Below are 16,604 nucleotides of genomic sequence, written 5' to 3'. Positions count from 1 at the left end.
ACCTTGGTCAGCGCTGCGGTCAGCGTCGTCTTGCCGTGGTCCACGTGGCCGATGGTGCCCACGTTCACGTGCGGCTTGGTGCGCTCGAATTTACCCTTAGCCATGTTGTCTCTCTCAAGTTCTGTGATTCGTGATTCGGGAATGGGATCGGCGATCAAAAACCGCCCAATCCCTTACTTAAGTCGTGCTGATCAGGAACCGATGCGAGGTCCGGGAGCAGGTGGAATCCGCCGAGCGAATCCCGAACCCCACTCCCGAATCCCGTCTATCAACCGCCCTTCTTGATCACGGCTTCGGCGATGTTGTTCGGCGCTTCGGCGTAGTGATCGAATTCCATCGTGAAGGTGGCGCGGCCCTGGGTCAGCGAACGGATGGTGGTCGCATAACCGAACATCTCGCCCAGCGGCACCATCGCATTGATGGTCTTGCCCGACGGCGTGTCGTCCTGGCCCTGCAGCAGACCGCGACGGCGGCTCAAATCGCCCATCACGTCGCCGACGTACTCTTCCGGCGTCACGACTTCGACCTTCATCATCGGCTCCAGCAGGACCGGGTCGGCCTTGCGGAAACCTTCCTTGAAGGCCATCGACGCGGCGAGCTTGAACGCCATTTCCGACGAGTCGACGTCGTGGTACGAACCGAACACGAGCTTGACCTTCACGCCCACGACCGGGAAGCCGGCCAGCGGACCGCTGGTGATGGTCTCGCGCAGGCCCTTCTCGATCGCCGGGATGAATTCCTTCGGAATCACGCCGCCGGTGATGTCGTTGACGAACAGGAAATCGTTCTCGACGTCCTCGTTCGCACGGTCCTTCTCGTTCATCGGCGACAGCTCGATCACGACGTGACCGTACTGACCCTTACCACCGGACTGCTTGGCGTGCTTGTAATCCGACTTGACGTCCGACTTGCGGATGGTCTCGCGGTACGCAACCTGCGGCTTGCCGACGTTGGCTTCGACGTTGAACTCGCGCTTCATGCGGTCGACGAGGATGTCCAGGTGCAGCTCGCCCATGCCGGCGATGATGGTCTGGCCCGATTCTTCGTCGGTGCGCACCCGGAACGAAGGATCTTCCTGCGCCAGACGGCCCAGGGCGATGCCCATCTTTTCCTGGTCCGACTTGGTCTTGGGTTCGACCGCCATCGAGATGACGGGCTCCGGGAAGACCATGCGCTCAAGCGTGATGATGTGATCCTGCGCGCACAGCGTGTCGCCGGTGGTCACGTCCTTCAGGCCCACGGCCGCGGCGATGTCGCCGGCGCGGACTTCCTTGATTTCGTCGCGCTGGTTGGCGTGCATCTGCAGGATGCGGCCGACGCGTTCCTTCTTCGACTTGACCGGGTTGTACACCTGGTCGCCCGAGTTCAGCACGCCCGAGTAGACGCGGAAGAAGGTCAGCGAACCCACGAACGGGTCGGTCATGATCTTGAACGCCAGCGCCGAGAACGGCTCGGTGTCGGACGCCTTGCGACTGTCTTCCTTCTCGTCCTCGTCGATGCCGGGAACCGGCGGACGGTCGGACGGCGACGGCAGCAGGTTGATCACGCCGTCGAGCATGGCCTGCACGCCCTTGTTCTTGAACGCCGAGCCGCAGAACACCGGCACGATCTCAACGCGCAGGGTGCGCGTGCGCAGACCGGCGATGATCTCTTCTTCGCTCAGCTCGCCCTCGTTGAGGTACTTGTCCATGAGTTCTTCCGAGGCTTCCGCCGCGGCTTCGACCATGAACGCGCGCGCTTCTTCGGCCTTCGACTGCAGGTCGGCCGGAATGTCGCGGTACTCGAACTTGGTGCCCTGCGATGCGACGTCCCAATGGATCGCCTTCATCTTGAGCAGGTCGACCACGCCCTCGAAGCCTTCTTCGGCGCCGATCGGCACCTGCATCGGAACGGCGTAAGCGCCCAGACGGGCCTTCAGCTGCTCAACGACCTTGTCGAAGTTGGCGCCGGTGCGGTCCATCTTGTTGACGAACGCCATGCGCGGCACGGAGTACTTGTTGGCCTGGCGCCACACGGTCTCCGACTGCGGCTGCACACCGCCCACGGCGCACAGCACGAACACGGCGCCGTCGAGCACGCGCAGCGAACGCTCGACTTCGATCGTGAAGTCGACGTGTCCGGGGGTGTCGATGATGTTGAAGCGGTGTTCCGGCAGGGACTTGTCCATGCCCTTCCAGAACGCGGTCGTCGCGGCGGAAGTGATGGTGATGCCGCGTTCCTGCTCCTGCTCCATCCAGTCCATCGTCGCTGCACCTTCGTGCACTTCGCCGATCTTGTGGCTGACGCCGGTGTAGAAAAGGATGCGTTCGGACGTCGTGGTTTTGCCCGCGTCGATGTGGGCCATGATGCCGAAGTTGCGGTAACGCTCGATGGGAGTGGTGCGAGCCACGGGACCCTCTCGTAAGTTTTCGAATTCCAGATGGCCGGACGCCGCCTCGTGGGCGGCCTCCGGTTCGCTAGGCGGCCTTCAAGCCGCCGCGGCAGCGCGCGACGCGCTGCTGAGGCCCAGGCACTCAGGTGCCCTGGGGCGCTCGGATCACCAGCGGTAGTGAGCGAACGCCTTGTTCGCTTCCGCCATACGGTGGGTCTCTTCGCGCTTCTTGATCGCACCGCCGCGGTTTTCCGAGGCGTCGAGCAGTTCTGCGGCGAGCTTGCGCGGCATGGTGTTCTCGCCGCGCTTGCGCGCCGACTCGATCAGCCAACGCATCGCCAGGGCCATACGGCGCGACGAACGCACTTCGACCGGCACCTGGTAGGTGGCGCCGCCGACGCGACGCGACTTCACTTCGACCGCGGGCGAGACGTTGCCGAGGGCCTTTTCGACCAGCTCGAGCGCGTTCGGGTTCTTCTCCCCGATCACGTCCATGGCGCCATAGACGATCTTCTCGGCGACGGACTTCTTGCCGCTCTGCATGACCATATTGATGAAGCGCGCGATCGTCTCGCTGCCGTGCTTGGGATCGGGCAGGACCGAACGCTGCGGGGTGGAACCTTTACGCGACATGGTGCGTACCTATTCTCGTGATTCTTGACAGACGTGCTTGCGGGCGGCGGCGCCGGAGGGCGCGCACCTGGGCAGCTACGCGCTTAGGACTTCGGACGCTTGGCGCCGTACTTGGAACGGCTCTGGCGACGCTTGGCGACACCGGCGGCGTCGAGCGAGCCGCGAACGGTGTGGTAGCGCACGCCCGGCAGGTCCTTGACTCGGCCGCCGCGGATCAGCACCACGCTGTGCTCCTGCAGGTTGTGGCCTTCGCCGCCGATGTACGAAATGATCTCGTAACCGTTGGTCAGACGAACCTTGGCCACCTTGCGCAGCGCCGAGTTCGGCTTCTTCGGGGTGGTGGTGTACACGCGGGTGCAAACGCCGCGACGCTGCGGGCAGTTCGCGAGCGCCGGCGAGGCGCTCTTGTAGGTGGTCGCCTGCCGCGGCTTGCGGACGAGCTGGTTGATCGTTGCCATCAGGAACTCTTTGGTGAGGGGCGGTGAAGCCACTACGTTGAGAAGCGAACGGCAAGCCAAGCAAACCCGGCCCACCGAGACGAAAAAGTATAGCCCGCGTTCGACGTTACCGTCAACGCGAGCTATCGGAACAGCCGCCCGCCGCGGGGTTTCCGCGTCGGCACAGCCGTTCTACTACCTGCGATCCCGCCCTGCCCTGGGCCGAACACGAGGCGCTCCATGCGCCTCTTTTCGTGATCTGGGACGTCCCGAGGGACAGTCCGAACTGCTAACTATACGTTACTTGGCGCGATCTTGCCAGCGCCGTCTCGCCGGCCGCCCTCCCGGACGACCGCCCTCCCCCGCGTACGGGAGAGGGTCGGGACCCAGGCCTCAGGAGGCGCTGGACTCGTCGCCGGCTTCGGTCGCGACCGCGGCGACTTCGGCGACCGGGGCTTCGACGGCCACCGGGGCCGGACCCGCCAGGGCTTCCATCTCGGAGTCGGTCAGACCCGAAGCGTTCTTGCGGCGCTGGGTGTGGTACGCCAGACCGGTACCGGCCGGGATCAGGCGACCCACGATCACGTTCTCCTTGAGGCCGCGCAGGCCGTCGCGGGTACCGCGCACGGCGGCCTCGGTCAGGACGCGGGTGGTCTCCTGGAAGGACGCGGCCGAGATGAACGACTCGGTCGCCAGCGACGCCTTGGTGATGCCCAGCAGCACCGGCTCGTACTTGGCCGGGATTTCGTTGCGGGCCAGCAGGCGGGCGTTCTCTTCGACGAAGCGCTGACGCTCGATCTGCTCGCCGTGCAGGAACTTGCTGTCGCCCTGGTCGGTGATCTCGACCTTGCGCAGCATCTGGCGAACGATCACCTCGATGTGCTTGTCGTTGATCTTCACGCCCTGCAGGCGGTAGACGTCCTGGATTTCCTTGGTCAGGTACACGGCCAGCGGCTCGACGCCCAGCAGACGCAGGATGTCCTGCGGGCTCGGCTCGCCGTCCACGACGGTCTCGCCCTTCTCGACGTGCTCGCCTTCGAACACGATGATCTGGCGGTACTTCGGGATCAGCTCTTCGTGCTCGTCACCGTCGGCCTGCTTGATGATCAGGCGCTGCTTGCCCTTGGTGTCCTTGCCGAAGCTGACGATGCCGGAGACCTCGGCCAGCACGGCCGGGTCCTTGGGCTTGCGCGCTTCGAACAAGTCGGCCACGCGCGGCAGACCACCGGTGATGTCGCGGGTCTTCGAGGCTTCCTGCGGGATCTTGGCGACCACGTCGCCGACGCCGACCGCGGCGCCGTCCTGCAGGTTGACGATCGAGCGCGGCGGCAGCAGGTACTGCGCCGGCAGATCGGTACCCGGAATCGACAGGTCCTTGCCGTTCTTGTCGACGATGCGCACGACCGGACGCAGATCCTTGCCCTGCGAGCCGCGACGCTTCGGATCGGTGATCTCGCGCGAGGCCAGGCCGGTCAGTTCGTCGGTCTTCTCGATGACGGTCACGCCGTCGACGAAATCGACGAAGCGGATGAAGCCCGCCACTTCCGAGACGATCGGGTGGTTATGCGGATCCCAGTTGGCGACCTGCTGGCCGGCCTTGATCTCGGCGGCGTCCTTGACGCTGATGGTGGCGCCGTAAGGCAGCTTGTAGCGCTCGCGCTCGCGGCCGTGCGGGTCGAGGACCGACAGTTCGCCCGAACGCGACACCGCGACCAGGTGGCCGTTGGCGTGCGCGACGTGCTTGAGGTTGTTGAACTTGATCGAACCGGTGGTCTTGACCGTGACGTTGTCGATCGCCGCCGCACGCGAAGCCGCGCCGCCGATGTGGAACGTACGCATGGTCAGCTGCGTGCCGGGCTCGCCGATCGACTGAGCGGCGACGACGCCGACCGCTTCGCCGTGGTTGACCAGGTGACCGCGGCCGAGGTCGCGACCGTAGCAGTGCGCGCAGACGCCGAAGGCGCTGGTGCAGGTGATGGTCGAACGGACCTTGATCGACTGGACGCTGGCGTCCTCGAGCTTGGCCACCCAGGCTTCGTCGAGCAGGGTGTTGCGGGTGACGATCGGATCCTCGTCGTTACCCGGCAGGAACACGTCCTCGGCCACGACGCGGCCCAGCACGCGATCGCGCAAGGGCTCGACCACGTCGCCGCCTTCGACGATCGGGGTCATCATCAGACCCTCGACGGTGCCGCAGTCGGTTTCGGTGATCACCACGTCCTGCGCCACGTCGACCAGACGGCGGGTCAGGTAACCCGAGTTCGCGGTCTTGAGCGCGGTATCGGCCAGACCCTTACGGGCACCGTGCGTGGAGTTGAAGTACTCCTGCACGTTCAGGCCTTCGCGGAAGTTCGCCTTGATGGGCGTCTCGATGATCGAGCCGTCCGGACGCGCCATCAGGCCGCGCATACCGGCCAGCTGACGGATCTGCGCCTGCGAACCGCGGGCGCCGGAGTCGGCCATGATGTACAGCGAGTTCATCGACTTCTGATCGACGGCCTCGCCCTTGGCGTTGGTGATGTGATCGGTACCGATCGCGTCCATCATCGCCTTGGCCACGCGCTCGTTGGTGCGCGACCAGATATCGACGACCTTGTTGTAGCGCTCGCCGGCGGTGACCAGACCCGACTGGTACTGCTGCTGGATTTCCAGCACTTCGCCTTCGGCCTCGGCGACGATGCCTTCCTTTTCCTTCGGGATGATCATGTCGTCGATGCCGATCGAGACGCCGGCGCGGGTCGCATAAGCGAAGCCGGTGTACATCAGCTTGTCGGCGAACACGACCGTGTCCTTCAGGCCCAGCATGCGGTAGCAGCTGTTGATCAGGCGCGAGATGTTCTTCTTGGTCAGCTCGGTGTTGGCCAGCGCGAACGGCAGGCCGTCCGGCAGGATCTCGCGCAGCAGGGCGCGGCCGACGGTGGTGTCGACGATCGAGGTCTTGGGCGTGCGGGTGCCGTCCTCGTTGACCACGATCTCGCTGATGCGGACCTTGACCTTGGCGTGGATCTGCACGACGCGGTTGTCGTAGGCGCGCTTGACTTCGGCGACGTTGGCGAAGGCCATGCCCTCGCCCGCCTTGTTCTCCAGGGCGCGGGTCATGTAGTACAGACCCAGCACGACGTCCTGCGACGGCACGATGATGGGCTCGCCGTTGGCCGGCGACAGGATGTTGTTCGAGGCCATCATCAGGGCGCGCGCTTCCAGCTGGGCCTCGAGGCTCAGCGGAACGTGCACGGCCATCTGGTCGCCGTCGAAGTCGGCGTTGAACGCGGTACAGACCAGCGGGTGCAGCTGGATGGCCTTACCTTCGATCAGGACCGGCTCGAACGCCTGGATGCCGAGGCGGTGCAGGGTCGGGGCGCGGTTCAGCAGCACCGGATGCTCGCGGATCACCTCTTCGAGGATGTCCCACACCTCGGCCTCTTCACGCTCGACCAGCTTCTTGGCGGCCTTGATCGTGGTGGCCAGGCCGCGACGCTGCAGCTTGGCGAAGATGAAGGGCTTGAACAGCTCCAGCGCCATCTTCTTCGGCAGGCCGCACTCGTGCAGGCGCAGGGTCGGGCCGACCACGATGACCGAACGGCCCGAGTAGTCGACGCGCTTGCCGAGCAGATTCTGACGGAACCGGCCCTGCTTACCCTTGATCATGTCGGCCAGCGACTTGAGCGGGCGCTTGTTGGTGCCGGTGATGGCGCGGCCGCGACGGCCATTGTCCATCAGGGCGTCGACCGACTCCTGCAGCATGCGCTTCTCGTTGCGCACGATGATGTCGGGCGCATTGAGTTCGAGCAGGCGGCGCAGGCGGTTGTTGCGGTTGATGACGCGGCGGTACAGGTCGTTCAGGTCGGAGGTCGCGAAGCGGCCGCCGTCCAGCGGAACCAGCGGACGCAGGTCCGGCGGCAGCACCGGCAGCACGGTCATGACCATCCACTCGGGGCGGTTGCCCGACTCGAGGAAGGCTTCGACCAGCTTGATGCGCTTGGTGAGACGCTTGAGCTTGGTTTCGCTGTTGGTCGAGGCGATCTCCTCGCGCAGCTGGATCATCTCGGCCTGGAGGTCGATCGTGCGCAGCAGGTCGTAGACCGCCTCGGCGCCCATCGCGGCCTCGAAGTCGTCGCCGTGCTCCTGGCGCGCCTGCAGGAACTGCTCTTCGGTCAGCAGGTTGCCGCGCTCGAGCGGGGTCAGGCCCGGCTCGGTCACGACGTAGGCTTCGAAGTACAGAATGCGCTCGATGTCGCGCAGGGTCATGTCCAGCATCAGGCCAATGCGCGACGGCAGCGACTTGAGGAACCAGATGTGGGCGACCGGCGAGGCCAGGTCGATGTGACCCATGCGCTCGCGACGGACCTTGGCCAGGGTGACCTCGGTACCGCACTTTTCGCAGACCACGCCACGGTGCTTCATGCGCTTGTACTTGCCGCACAGGCACTCGTAGTCCTTGATCGGTCCGAAGATCGCGGCGCAGAACAGGCCGTCGCGTTCGGGCTTGAAGGTACGGTAGTTGATGGTTTCCGGCTTCTTCACTTCACCGAACGACCACGAACGGATCAGGTCGGGCGAAGCCAGCGCGATCTTGATCGCGTCGAAGTCCAGCGCGGGGCGCTGCTGGTTGAAGAGATTGAGCAAGTCTTTCATTTGAACTCTCCGGGAATCGGGAAAAGAGAAAGGGGAACGTCAGTTCGGGATCCGGTCGGGCTCGGGTCGCATCGGCGCCCTCGCCCAGTTCCGGAGTCCGGATGTCCTCAGTTCTCTTCCAGCTCCATGTTGATCGCGAGCGAGCGGATTTCCTTCACCAGCACGTTGAAGGACTCCGGCATGCCGGCGACCATCTCGTACTCGCCGTCGACGATGTTCTTGTACATCTGGTTGCGGCCCTGCACGTCGTCGGACTTCACCGTCAGCATTTCCTGCAGGGTGTAGGCCGCGCCGTAGGCTTCCAGCGCCCAGACTTCCATTTCGCCGAAACGCTGGCCGCCGAACTGCGCCTTGCCGCCCAGCGGCTGCTGGGTGACGAGCGAGTACGGACCGGTCGAACGGGCGTGCATCTTGTCGTCGACCAGGTGGTTCAGCTTCAGCATGTGCATGTAGCCGATCGTGACCGGGCGCTCGAACGCTTCGCCGGTACGGCCGTCGTGCAGGATGGTCTGGCCGCTGCTCGGCAGTTCCGCCAGCTCGAGCATGCGCTTGATCTCGACTTCGGCCGCGCCGTCGAACACCGGCGTCGCCATCGGCACGCCGTCGGTCAGGTTGTGGGCCAGCGTCAGCAACTCTTCGTCGCTGAACTGCTTCAGGTCCACGCGCTGACCATGCACCTTCTGGTCGTGGTTGTAGATGTCGTCGAGGAACTTGCGCAGGTCGGCGATCTTCTGCTGCGCCTCCAGCATGCGCTGGATCTTCTGGCCCAGGCCCTTGGCGGCCCAGCCCAGATGCACTTCGAGGATCTGGCCGATGTTCATACGCGACGGCACGCCCAGCGGGTTCAGCACGATGTCGACGGTCTGGCCGTCGGCGGCGTACGGCATGTCCTCGACCGGAACGATGGTCGAGACCACGCCCTTGTTGCCGTGGCGGCCGGCCATCTTGTCGCCCGGCTGGATGCGGCGCTTAACGGCCAGGAACACCTTGACCATCTTCAGCACGCCCGGAGCGAGGTCGTCGCCCTGGGTGATCTTCGAACGCTTGTCGGTGAAGCGGCGCTCGAATTCCTTCTCGTGCGTGTCGATCTGCTTCTGGGCGCGCTCGATGGCGTCGATCGCCTCGTCGTCCTTCATCCGCAGGGTGAACCACTCGGACTTCTTCAGGCCGTTGAGGAACGCCTCGGTGATGGTGTCGCCCTTCTTCAGGCCGGCGCCGCCGTTGGCGACCTTGCCGACCAGCTGCGTGCGCAGACGGGCGTAGATCGCGCTTTCCAGGATGCGGAACTGGTCGTCGAAGTCCTTCTTGACGCGCTTGATCTCGGATTCCTCGATCTGGCGCGCGCGCTTGTCCTTCTCGATGCCGTCGCGGGTGAAGACCTGCACGTCGATGACGGTGCCGTCCATGCCCGGGGGCACGCGCAGCGAGCTGTCCTTAACGTCGGAGGCCTTCTCGCCGAAGATCGCGCGCAGCAGCTTCTCTTCCGGGGTCAGCTGCGACTCGCCCTTCGGCGTGACCTTGCCGACCAGGATGTCGCCGGCGCGGACTTCGGCGCCGATGTAGACCACGCCCGACTCGTCGAGGCGGTTCAGCGCCTGCTCGGAGACGTTCGGGATGTCGGCCGAGATTTCCTCCGGTCCCAGCTTGGTATCGCGGGCGACGCAGGTCAGCTCTTCGATGTGGATCGTGGTGTAGCGATCCTCTTCGACCACGCGCTCGGAGAGCAGGATCGAGTCTTCGAAGTTGTAGCCGTTCCACGGCATGAACGCGACCAGCATGTTCTGGCCGAGCGCGAGCTCGCCGATGTCGGTCGAGGGACCGTCGGCCAGCACGTCGCCGCGGGCGATCACGTTGCCCACCTTGACCAGCGGGGTCTGGTTGATACAGGTGTTCTGGTTCGAACGCGTGTACTTGATCAGGTTGTAGATGTCGACGCCGGCGTCGGTGACGTCGGAGATCTCGTCTTCGTTGACCTTGACCACGATGCGGCCGGCGTCGATCTGCTCGATCACGCCGCCGCGCAGGGCGTTCACGGTCACGCCCGAGTCGCGCGCCACGGCGCGCTCGATGCCGGTGCCGACCAGCGGCTTCTGGCTACGCAGGGTCGGAACGGCCTGACGCTGCATGTTCGCGCCCATGAGCGCGCGGTTGGCGTCGTCGTGCTCGAGGAACGGAACCAGCGCCGCGGCGACCGACACGGTCTGCATCGGCGAGACGTCCATGTAGTGGATTTCGCTCGGCGGCTTCAGCAGCGACTCGCCCTGGAAGCGGCAAGCCACGAACTGGTCGGTCATCGTGCCCTTGTCGTCCTGGGTCGCGTTGGCCTGGGCGATGACGTACTCGTTCTCTTCGATCGCCGACAGGAATTCGATGTCGTCGGTGACCTTGCCGTCCACGACCTTGCGGTACGGCGTCTCGAGGAAGCCGTACTTGTTGGTGCGGGCGAACACGGCCAGCGAGTTGATCAGGCCGATGTTCGGGCCTTCCGGCGTTTCGATGGTGCAGACGCGGCCGTAATGGGTCGGGTGCACGTCGCGCACTTCGAAGCCGGCGCGCTCGCGGGTCAGACCGCCCGGGCCGAGGGCCGACACGCGACGCTTGTGCGTGACTTCCGACAGCGGGTTGTTCTGGTCCATGAACTGCGACAGCTGCGAGGAGCCGAAGAATTCCTTGATCGCGGCGGCCACCGGCTTGGCGTTGATCAGCTCCTGCGGGGTCAGGCCTTCGGACTCGGCCATCGACAGGCGCTCCTTGACCGCGCGCTCGACGCGGACCAGGCCGACGCGGAACACGTTCTCGGCCATTTCGCCGACCGAACGCACGCGGCGGTTGCCCAGGTGGTCGATGTCGTCGACGGTGCCGCGGCCGTTGCGGATCTCGGTCAGGACGCGGATCACGTCCAGGATGTCCGAGGTGTCGCCCAGCTCGTTGCGCAGGCGGCCGGACTCTTCGTCCTTGCGCTCGGCGAAGTACTTGGCGTCGTACAGCACCGAAGCGCCGATGGTTTCCTTGCGGCCGATGCGGCGGTTGAACTTCATCCGGCCGACGCCCGACAGGTCGTAGCGCTCGAAGGTGAAGAACAGGTTGTGGAACAGGTTCTGCGCGGCGTCCTTGGTCGGCGGCTCGCCGGGACGCATCATGCGGTAGATCTCGACCAGCGCTTCCAGCTGCGTCTTGGACGGATCGATGCGCAGGGTGTTGGACAGGTACGGGCCGCGATCGAGGTCGTTGACCCAGATCGTGCCGACGGTGTCGATACCGGCCTTGCGGAACGCGGCCAGCTGATCTTCGCTGATCTCGTCGTTGGCCGAAGCCAGCAGTTCGCCGGTCTTGGCGTCGACGACGTCGTTCGACAGGATGCGGCCGACCAGGTACTCGTCGGGCACGGCCAGGGCGGCGACGCCGGCCTGCTCGAGCTGCTTGACGTGGCGCGCGGTGATGCGGCGGCCGGCCTCGACGATGACCTTGTCGCCGTCGGCGAGGTCGAAGTTGAGGGTTTCGCCGCGCAGGCGCTCGGGGATCAGCTCAAGCTGGACGCCTTCCTTGGGATCGATATGGAAGGTGTTGATCTCGAAGAACTGCGCGAGCATCTCTTCGTTGTTGTAGCCCAGCGCGCGCAGCAGCACGGTGACCGGCAGCTTGCGGCGGCGGTCGATACGGGTGAACAGCGCGTCCTTCGGGTCGAACTCGAAGTCCAGCCAGGAGCCGCGGTAAGGAATGATGCGGGCGCTGTACAGCAGCTTGCCCGAGCTGTGGGTCTTGCCGCGGTCGTGGTCGAAGAACACGCCCGGCGAACGGTGCAGCTGCGAGACGATGACGCGCTCGGTGCCGTTGACGATGAAGGTGCCGTTGTCGGTCATGAGCGGAATCTCGCCCATGTAGACCTCCTGCTCCTTCACGTACTTGATGGCCTTGGTCGACGACTCGCGGTCGTAGATCACCAGGCGCACGGTCACGCGCAGCGGGGCGCCGTAGCTGAGGCCGCGGTTACGGCACTCGCGCTCGTCGAACGCCGGATCGCCGAGCTTGTAGCCGACGTATTCGAGCGCGGCGTTGCCGCTGTAGCTGGAGATCGGGAACACCGACTTCAGGGCCGCGTGCAGGCCGCGATCGGCGCGCTTGCCCGGCTCGATGTTCTCCTGCAGGAATTCGCGGTAGGAGTCGACCTGGATGGCCAGCAGGAAAGGCACTTCGAGAATCGACTTGCGCTTGCCGAAGTCCTTGCGGATGCGCTTCTTTTCGGTGAACGAGTACGTCATGGTGAGCTACCGCCTCGGTTTTCTGGTGGGCTTTCAAGACGCCGTTGCGGCGCCTTGGGGCAGATCGCGCGTCCGCGACCGCAAACCCAGAGGGAACGAAGAACTGACAGTGGGAAGTCGCTGGTATTGCCGGCACCAGCACGCCTTCTCCCGCTACTTCACACTGCCAACTCGGGACTTTATTTCCAGTATTTCAACAACGGCCAAAGGCCGGGGACTTTCGTCCCCAGCCTTGGGTGGTCGCCAGTGATGAATCCGGCGACGCGATGCAACTTACTTCACTTCGACGGTCGCGCCAGCGGCCTCGAGGTCCTTCTTCATCTTCTCGGACTCTTCCTTCGAAGCGGCTTCCTTCACGGTCTGCGGAGCGCCTTCGACCAGGTCCTTCGCTTCCTTCAGGCCCAGGCCGGTGATGGCGCGGACGGCCTTGATGACCTCGACCTTCTTCTCGCCGGCGGCCTTCAGGATGACGTTGAACTCGGTCTGCTCTTCGACCGGGGTGGCGGCAGCGGCCGGGCCGGCAGCAGCGACGACCGGGGCGGCGGCGGATACGCCGAACTTCTCTTCGATCGCCTTGACCAGCTCCATCACTTCGAGAAGGGTCTTCTCGGCGATGGCGTCGACGATCTGTTCGTTGGACAGGGACATGTGATTAACCTTTTAGGAAATTGATCTTACGAATCGGTTCAGTGAGGTATTCGCTGAGCGGACGGCGATTACGCCGTTTCCGCCACGGCCTCGGCTTGCTCGGCTTCGCCGCCGCCCTGCTTGTCGGCCACGGCCTTGACGGCACGGGCAAACATGCTCGCCGGTTCGGCGAGGACGCGCGCCAGCATGGCCAGGGCCTGCTCGCGGGTCGGCAACGAGGCCAGCACTTCGACGTGGCTGCCCGGGTACAGCTGGCCGCCCATGGCGACCACCTTGGCCTGCAGCTTGTCGTTGCCCTTGGCGAATTCCTTGATCAGACGCCCGGCAGCGCCGGGTTCTTCCGTCGAGAACGCATACAGCAGCGGACCGACGAGGGCGTCTTGGGCGCACTCGTATTCGGTACCGGCCACGGCACGCGAAGCCAGGGTGTTCTTGACGACACGCAAGTACACACCGGTTTCACGAGCCTTCTTGCGCATGGCGGTCATTTGAGCGACCGTCGTGCCCGCGTACTCGGCAGCAACCAAGGAGTGAGCCTTCGCGGCGACTTCTGCCAGCTCGGCGACTACTTCTTGCTTCTGAGACAGATTGAGAGCCATAAACACTCCTCTTGTGAACTCCGCTCACGGCTCCTGCCGCTTGCGGTCCTGAGCGGCACCTTCCCTGGCGCCGGGGACGCCTGAGGCGTCCCGGGTGGTGGCCTTTCCTGAAAAAGTTCCAGTAGGGCGGCACCATCTGCGCGGGCCCGGCTCCGAAGAGTCCGAATTAAGCGATCCCGCTAGTACCGACGGCGACTCCTTGCCAGACCGAGCTTCCGTGCCCGTCGTCGATACGCGCTGACCGCGCCTGCGGTCTTTGACGGCTTCGTTCGGGGACTGGCCCCTGGCGATGCCCTCAAAAGGTGTTGCACCCTCCCCCGCCGGGCGGGAGAGGGTTCGTGCGATTACTTCAGCGCCAGCGAGGCCTGGTCCACGGTCACGCCGGGGCCCATGGTCGAGCTGATCGAGATCTTCTGCAGGTACTGACCCTTGGCGGTCGACGGCTTGGCCTTGATCAGGTCCAGCAGCAGCGCCTGCAGGTTGTCCTTCAGCGAGGCGTCTTCGAACGAGGCCTTGCCGATGGTGCAGTGGATGATGCCGGCCTTGTCGGTGCGGTAACGCACCTGGCCGCCCTTGGCGTTCTTGACCGCTTCGGCCGGGTTCGGCGAGACGGTACCGACCTTCGGGTTCGGCATCAGGCCGCGCGGGCCCAGCACCTGGCCGAGCTTACCGACCACGCGCATGGCGTCCGGCGTCGCGATGACGACGTCGTAGTTCAGGTCGCCGGCCTGCATCTTCTCGGCGAGGTCGTCCATACCGACGGCCTCGGCGCCAGCGGCCAGGGCCTCGTCGGCCTTGGCGCCCGCGGGGGCGAACACCGCCACGCGCACGGACTTGCCGGTACCGGCCGGCAGCACGGTCGAACCGCGCACCTGCTGGTCGGACTTCTTCGCGTCCACGCCCAGGCGGACGGCGACGTCGACGGACTCGACGAACTTGGCCTTGGTCGCGGTCTTCACGATCTTGATGGCCTCGTCGAAGGCGTAAGCCTTACCCGGGACCACGGCGGCCTTGATTGCTTTTTCGCGCTTGCTGATCGCCATGTCTTAGCCCTCCACCACGAGACCCATGCTGCGGGCCGAACCCGCAATCGTCTTCACCGCCGCTTCCAGGTCGGCCGCCGTCAGGTCGGCTTCCTTCGCCTTGGCGATGTCCTCGAGCTGCTTACGGGTGACCTTGCCGACCTTCTCGGTGTTCGGGCGCTTGGAGCCCGAGCTGATGCCGGCGGCCTTCTTCAGCAGCACCGAAGCCGGGGTGCTCTTGGTGATGAAGGTGAAGGTACGGTCGGAGTACGCGGTGATGATCACCGGGGTCGGGAGACCCGGCTCCAGCTTGGAGGTCGCGGCGTTGAACGCCTTGCAGAACTCCATGATGTTCAGGCCGCGCTGACCGAGGGCGGGGCCCACCGGCGGCGACGGATTGGCCTGACCGGCCTTCACCTGCAGCTTGATGTAACCAACTACTTTCTTAGCCATCTTCTTCTCTCCGGGTGCAAGCGCCTGGGTCTCAGGCTCCCCATCGGACCGGGAATATCACGTGTCCCGGCTTCACGTTTTTTTCAGACGCCGACAGCCGCCTTGCGGCGGCCGTGGTTTCCTGATTCGGTGCGCGCCCTGGGCTGCGCAGCCGGAAAGTATAGCAGGCTTTCTGGAACCCCGCTGGACGGGGCTCCGGGCCCGGTCAGGCCTTCTCGACCTGGCCGAATTCGAGTTCGACCGGGGTCGAACGGCCGAAAATCAGCACCGCCACGCGCAGGCGGCTCTTGTCGTAGTTGATTTCCTCGACCACGCCGTTGAAATCGACGAACGGGCCGTCGACCACCCGGACCATCTCGCCCGGCTCGAACAGGACCTTGGGCTTGGGCTTCTCGACGCCATCCTGAACGCGCTGCAGGATCATGTCCGCCTCGCGGTCCTGGATCGGCAACGGACGGTCGGCGGTGCCGCCGATGAAGCCCATGACCTTCGGGGTTTCCTTGATCAGGTGCCAGCTCTCGCTGTCGATGCGCGGGATACCGGCCTCGTCGTGGGTGGCGATCTGGACCAGGACGTAGCCCGGGAAGAACTTGCGCTCGGAACGGCGCTTCTGGCCGGAGCGCATCTCGACCACTTCTTCGGTCGGGACCAGGACGTCGCCGAAGCGGTCCTGCATCTCGAAACGCACGATGCGATCGCGCAGCGCCTGCGCCACCGACTTCTCGAAGCCGGAGTAGGCGTGAACGACGTACCAGCGCTTATGTACTTCGGTCATTGCCTCAGTGCCCCAAAATAAACTTGACCGCAGCCTGGATGAGCAGGTCGAAGCCGGCCAGGATCAGGCTGAGGATCGCGACCGCGATCATCACCACCCAGGTGGTACGCATGGCTTCCTGGCGGGTCGGCCAGACCACCTTGCGCAGCTCGAAGCGCGACTCGGACAGGAATTCGAGCGTCTGACGGCCCTTGGCGCTGGTCAGGAACACGCCGATACCGGCGACCAGGCCGGCGACCACGACCAGCGCACGCAGCGCGGCCGCCCAGTCGGCGAACCAGTAGAACGCGAACACGCCGCCACCGACCAAAAGCACCGCCAGGGCGTACTTGAGGAAGTCGCCGGCGGACGCAGAACCGTGTTGTTCGACCTTGCTGTTCATCCGATCCATCGCGCGGCGCTTGCGCAGCCGCCTTCTTGGTGAAAGTCCGACCGCGAGGGCCGGGCTTGCGCGGAGGGATCCGCATTGCCTGAGTGGCACGCCAGGAGGGACTCGAACCCCCAACCTGCGGTTTTGGAGACCGCTGCTCTGCCAATTGAGCTACTGGCGTATTGCTTCGGACCTAGCCCGCGGGAGCCCCGCAAACTCGGCTTCCTCTTAAACGGCGAAGGCGGACCGTCATTGCCGGCCCGCCGTTCGCGGCTCGCGACGGCCTTGCGACCGTCGCAGAGATCTTACTTGATGATCTTGGCCACCACGCCGGCGCCGACGGTACGGCCGCCTTCGCGAATCGCGAAACGCAGGCCTTCGTCCATCGCCACCGGGTTGATC

The 16,604-nt window shown here is 64.9% G+C and carries 12 protein-coding genes, 1 tRNA gene and 1 pseudogene; all 14 read right to left on the bottom strand.

Going from position 1 to position 16,604, the window contains the following annotated elements; genetic code table 11:
- Positions 1–104, bottom strand: a 104-nt coding sequence (locus ASE10_RS05075) for a GTP-binding protein (RefSeq protein WP_082559638.1), incomplete at its 3' end; no start/stop codon positions are given.
- A gap of 164 nt (positions 105–268) precedes the next feature.
- Positions 269–2,389: an elongation factor G gene (gene fusA, locus ASE10_RS05070; RefSeq protein ID WP_055902464.1), complete on the bottom strand. Its 2,121-nt coding sequence runs from the start codon at positions 2,387–2,389 to the stop codon at positions 269–271.
- A 147-nt stretch (positions 2,390–2,536) separates the two neighbouring features.
- Positions 2,537–3,004 carry a 30S ribosomal protein S7 gene (gene rpsG, locus ASE10_RS05065; RefSeq protein ID WP_055902462.1) on the bottom strand — a complete coding sequence of 156 codons (468 nt, stop codon included), beginning with the start codon at positions 3,002–3,004 and terminating at the stop codon, positions 2,537–2,539.
- A gap of 83 nt (positions 3,005–3,087) precedes the next feature.
- Positions 3,088–3,462 carry a 30S ribosomal protein S12 gene (rpsL, locus tag ASE10_RS05060; RefSeq protein ID WP_031373762.1) on the bottom strand — a complete coding sequence of 125 codons (375 nt, stop codon included), beginning with the start codon at positions 3,460–3,462 and terminating at the stop codon, positions 3,088–3,090.
- 372 nt (positions 3,463–3,834) lie between these two features.
- Positions 3,835–8,076: a DNA-directed RNA polymerase subunit beta' gene (rpoC, locus tag ASE10_RS05055; protein ID WP_055902460.1), complete on the bottom strand. Its 4,242-nt coding sequence runs from the start codon at positions 8,074–8,076 to the stop codon at positions 3,835–3,837.
- A 107-nt stretch (positions 8,077–8,183) separates the two neighbouring features.
- A complete protein-coding gene (gene rpoB / locus ASE10_RS05050) occupies positions 8,184–12,335 on the bottom strand; it encodes a DNA-directed RNA polymerase subunit beta (RefSeq protein ID WP_055902458.1) in 4,152 nt (1,383 codons plus the stop codon).
- A 273-nt stretch (positions 12,336–12,608) separates the two neighbouring features.
- Positions 12,609–12,983, bottom strand: coding sequence for a 50S ribosomal protein L7/L12 (rplL, locus tag ASE10_RS05045; RefSeq protein WP_056306416.1), 375 nt, complete (start codon positions 12,981–12,983; stop codon positions 12,609–12,611).
- A 68-nt stretch (positions 12,984–13,051) separates the two neighbouring features.
- Positions 13,052–13,582, bottom strand: a complete 531-nt coding sequence (rplJ, locus tag ASE10_RS05040) for a 50S ribosomal protein L10 (RefSeq protein ID WP_055902454.1) — start codon at positions 13,580–13,582, stop codon at positions 13,052–13,054.
- Positions 13,583–13,926: 344 nt separating this feature from the next.
- Positions 13,927–14,625, bottom strand: coding sequence for a 50S ribosomal protein L1 (rplA, locus tag ASE10_RS05035; protein WP_055902452.1), 699 nt, complete (start codon positions 14,623–14,625; stop codon positions 13,927–13,929).
- Between the two features lie 3 nt (positions 14,626–14,628).
- Positions 14,629–15,057 (bottom strand): 50S ribosomal protein L11, encoded by a 429-nt coding sequence (rplK, locus tag ASE10_RS05030; RefSeq protein WP_055902450.1) that lies wholly within the window; start codon positions 15,055–15,057, stop codon positions 14,629–14,631.
- Positions 15,058–15,262: 205 nt separating this feature from the next.
- Positions 15,263–15,832, bottom strand: coding sequence for a transcription termination/antitermination protein NusG (gene nusG / locus ASE10_RS05025; protein ID WP_055902448.1), 570 nt, complete (start codon positions 15,830–15,832; stop codon positions 15,263–15,265).
- Between the two features lie 4 nt (positions 15,833–15,836).
- Positions 15,837–16,214 carry a preprotein translocase subunit SecE gene (gene secE, locus ASE10_RS05020; RefSeq protein ID WP_055902446.1) on the bottom strand — a complete coding sequence of 126 codons (378 nt, stop codon included), beginning with the start codon at positions 16,212–16,214 and terminating at the stop codon, positions 15,837–15,839.
- A gap of 93 nt (positions 16,215–16,307) precedes the next feature.
- A tRNA-Trp gene (locus tag ASE10_RS05015) sits at positions 16,308–16,383 on the bottom strand.
- Between the two features lie 124 nt (positions 16,384–16,507).
- A pseudogene (locus ASE10_RS19500) lies at positions 16,508–16,604 on the bottom strand (elongation factor Tu); the annotation flags it as partial.

Origin of the sequence: Lysobacter sp. Root76 (assembly GCF_001428685.1) — a bacterium.
Lineage (GTDB): Bacteria > Pseudomonadota > Gammaproteobacteria > Xanthomonadales > Xanthomonadaceae > Lysobacter.
The sequence above is the reverse complement of the archived record's forward strand: the minus strand, read 5'-3'. Positions and strand labels throughout refer to the sequence as shown.

Excerpts from the sequence above, each read along its gene's own strand:
- rplJ (WP_055902454.1), bottom strand. The coding sequence starts at position 13,582 with ATGGCTCTCAATCTGTCTCAGAAGCAAGAAGTAGTCGCCGAGCTGGCA.
- rpoC (WP_055902460.1), bottom strand. The coding sequence starts at position 8,076 with ATGAAAGACTTGCTCAATCTCTTCAACCAGCAGCGCCCCGCGCTGGAC.
- rpoB (WP_055902458.1), bottom strand. The coding sequence starts at position 12,335 with ATGACGTACTCGTTCACCGAAAAGAAGCGCATCCGCAAGGACTTCGGC.
- rplA (WP_055902452.1), bottom strand. The coding sequence starts at position 14,625 with ATGGCGATCAGCAAGCGCGAAAAAGCAATCAAGGCCGCCGTGGTCCCG.
- nusG (WP_055902448.1), bottom strand. The coding sequence starts at position 15,832 with ATGACCGAAGTACATAAGCGCTGGTACGTCGTTCACGCCTACTCCGGC.
- rplL (WP_056306416.1), bottom strand. The coding sequence starts at position 12,983 with ATGTCCCTGTCCAACGAACAGATCGTCGACGCCATCGCCGAGAAGACC.
- rpsG (WP_055902462.1), bottom strand. The coding sequence starts at position 3,004 with ATGTCGCGTAAAGGTTCCACCCCGCAGCGTTCGGTCCTGCCCGATCCC.
- rplK (WP_055902450.1), bottom strand. The coding sequence starts at position 15,057 with ATGGCTAAGAAAGTAGTTGGTTACATCAAGCTGCAGGTGAAGGCCGGT.
- rpsL (WP_031373762.1), bottom strand. The coding sequence starts at position 3,462 with ATGGCAACGATCAACCAGCTCGTCCGCAAGCCGCGGCAGGCGACCACC.
- secE (WP_055902446.1), bottom strand. The coding sequence starts at position 16,214 with ATGAACAGCAAGGTCGAACAACACGGTTCTGCGTCCGCCGGCGACTTC.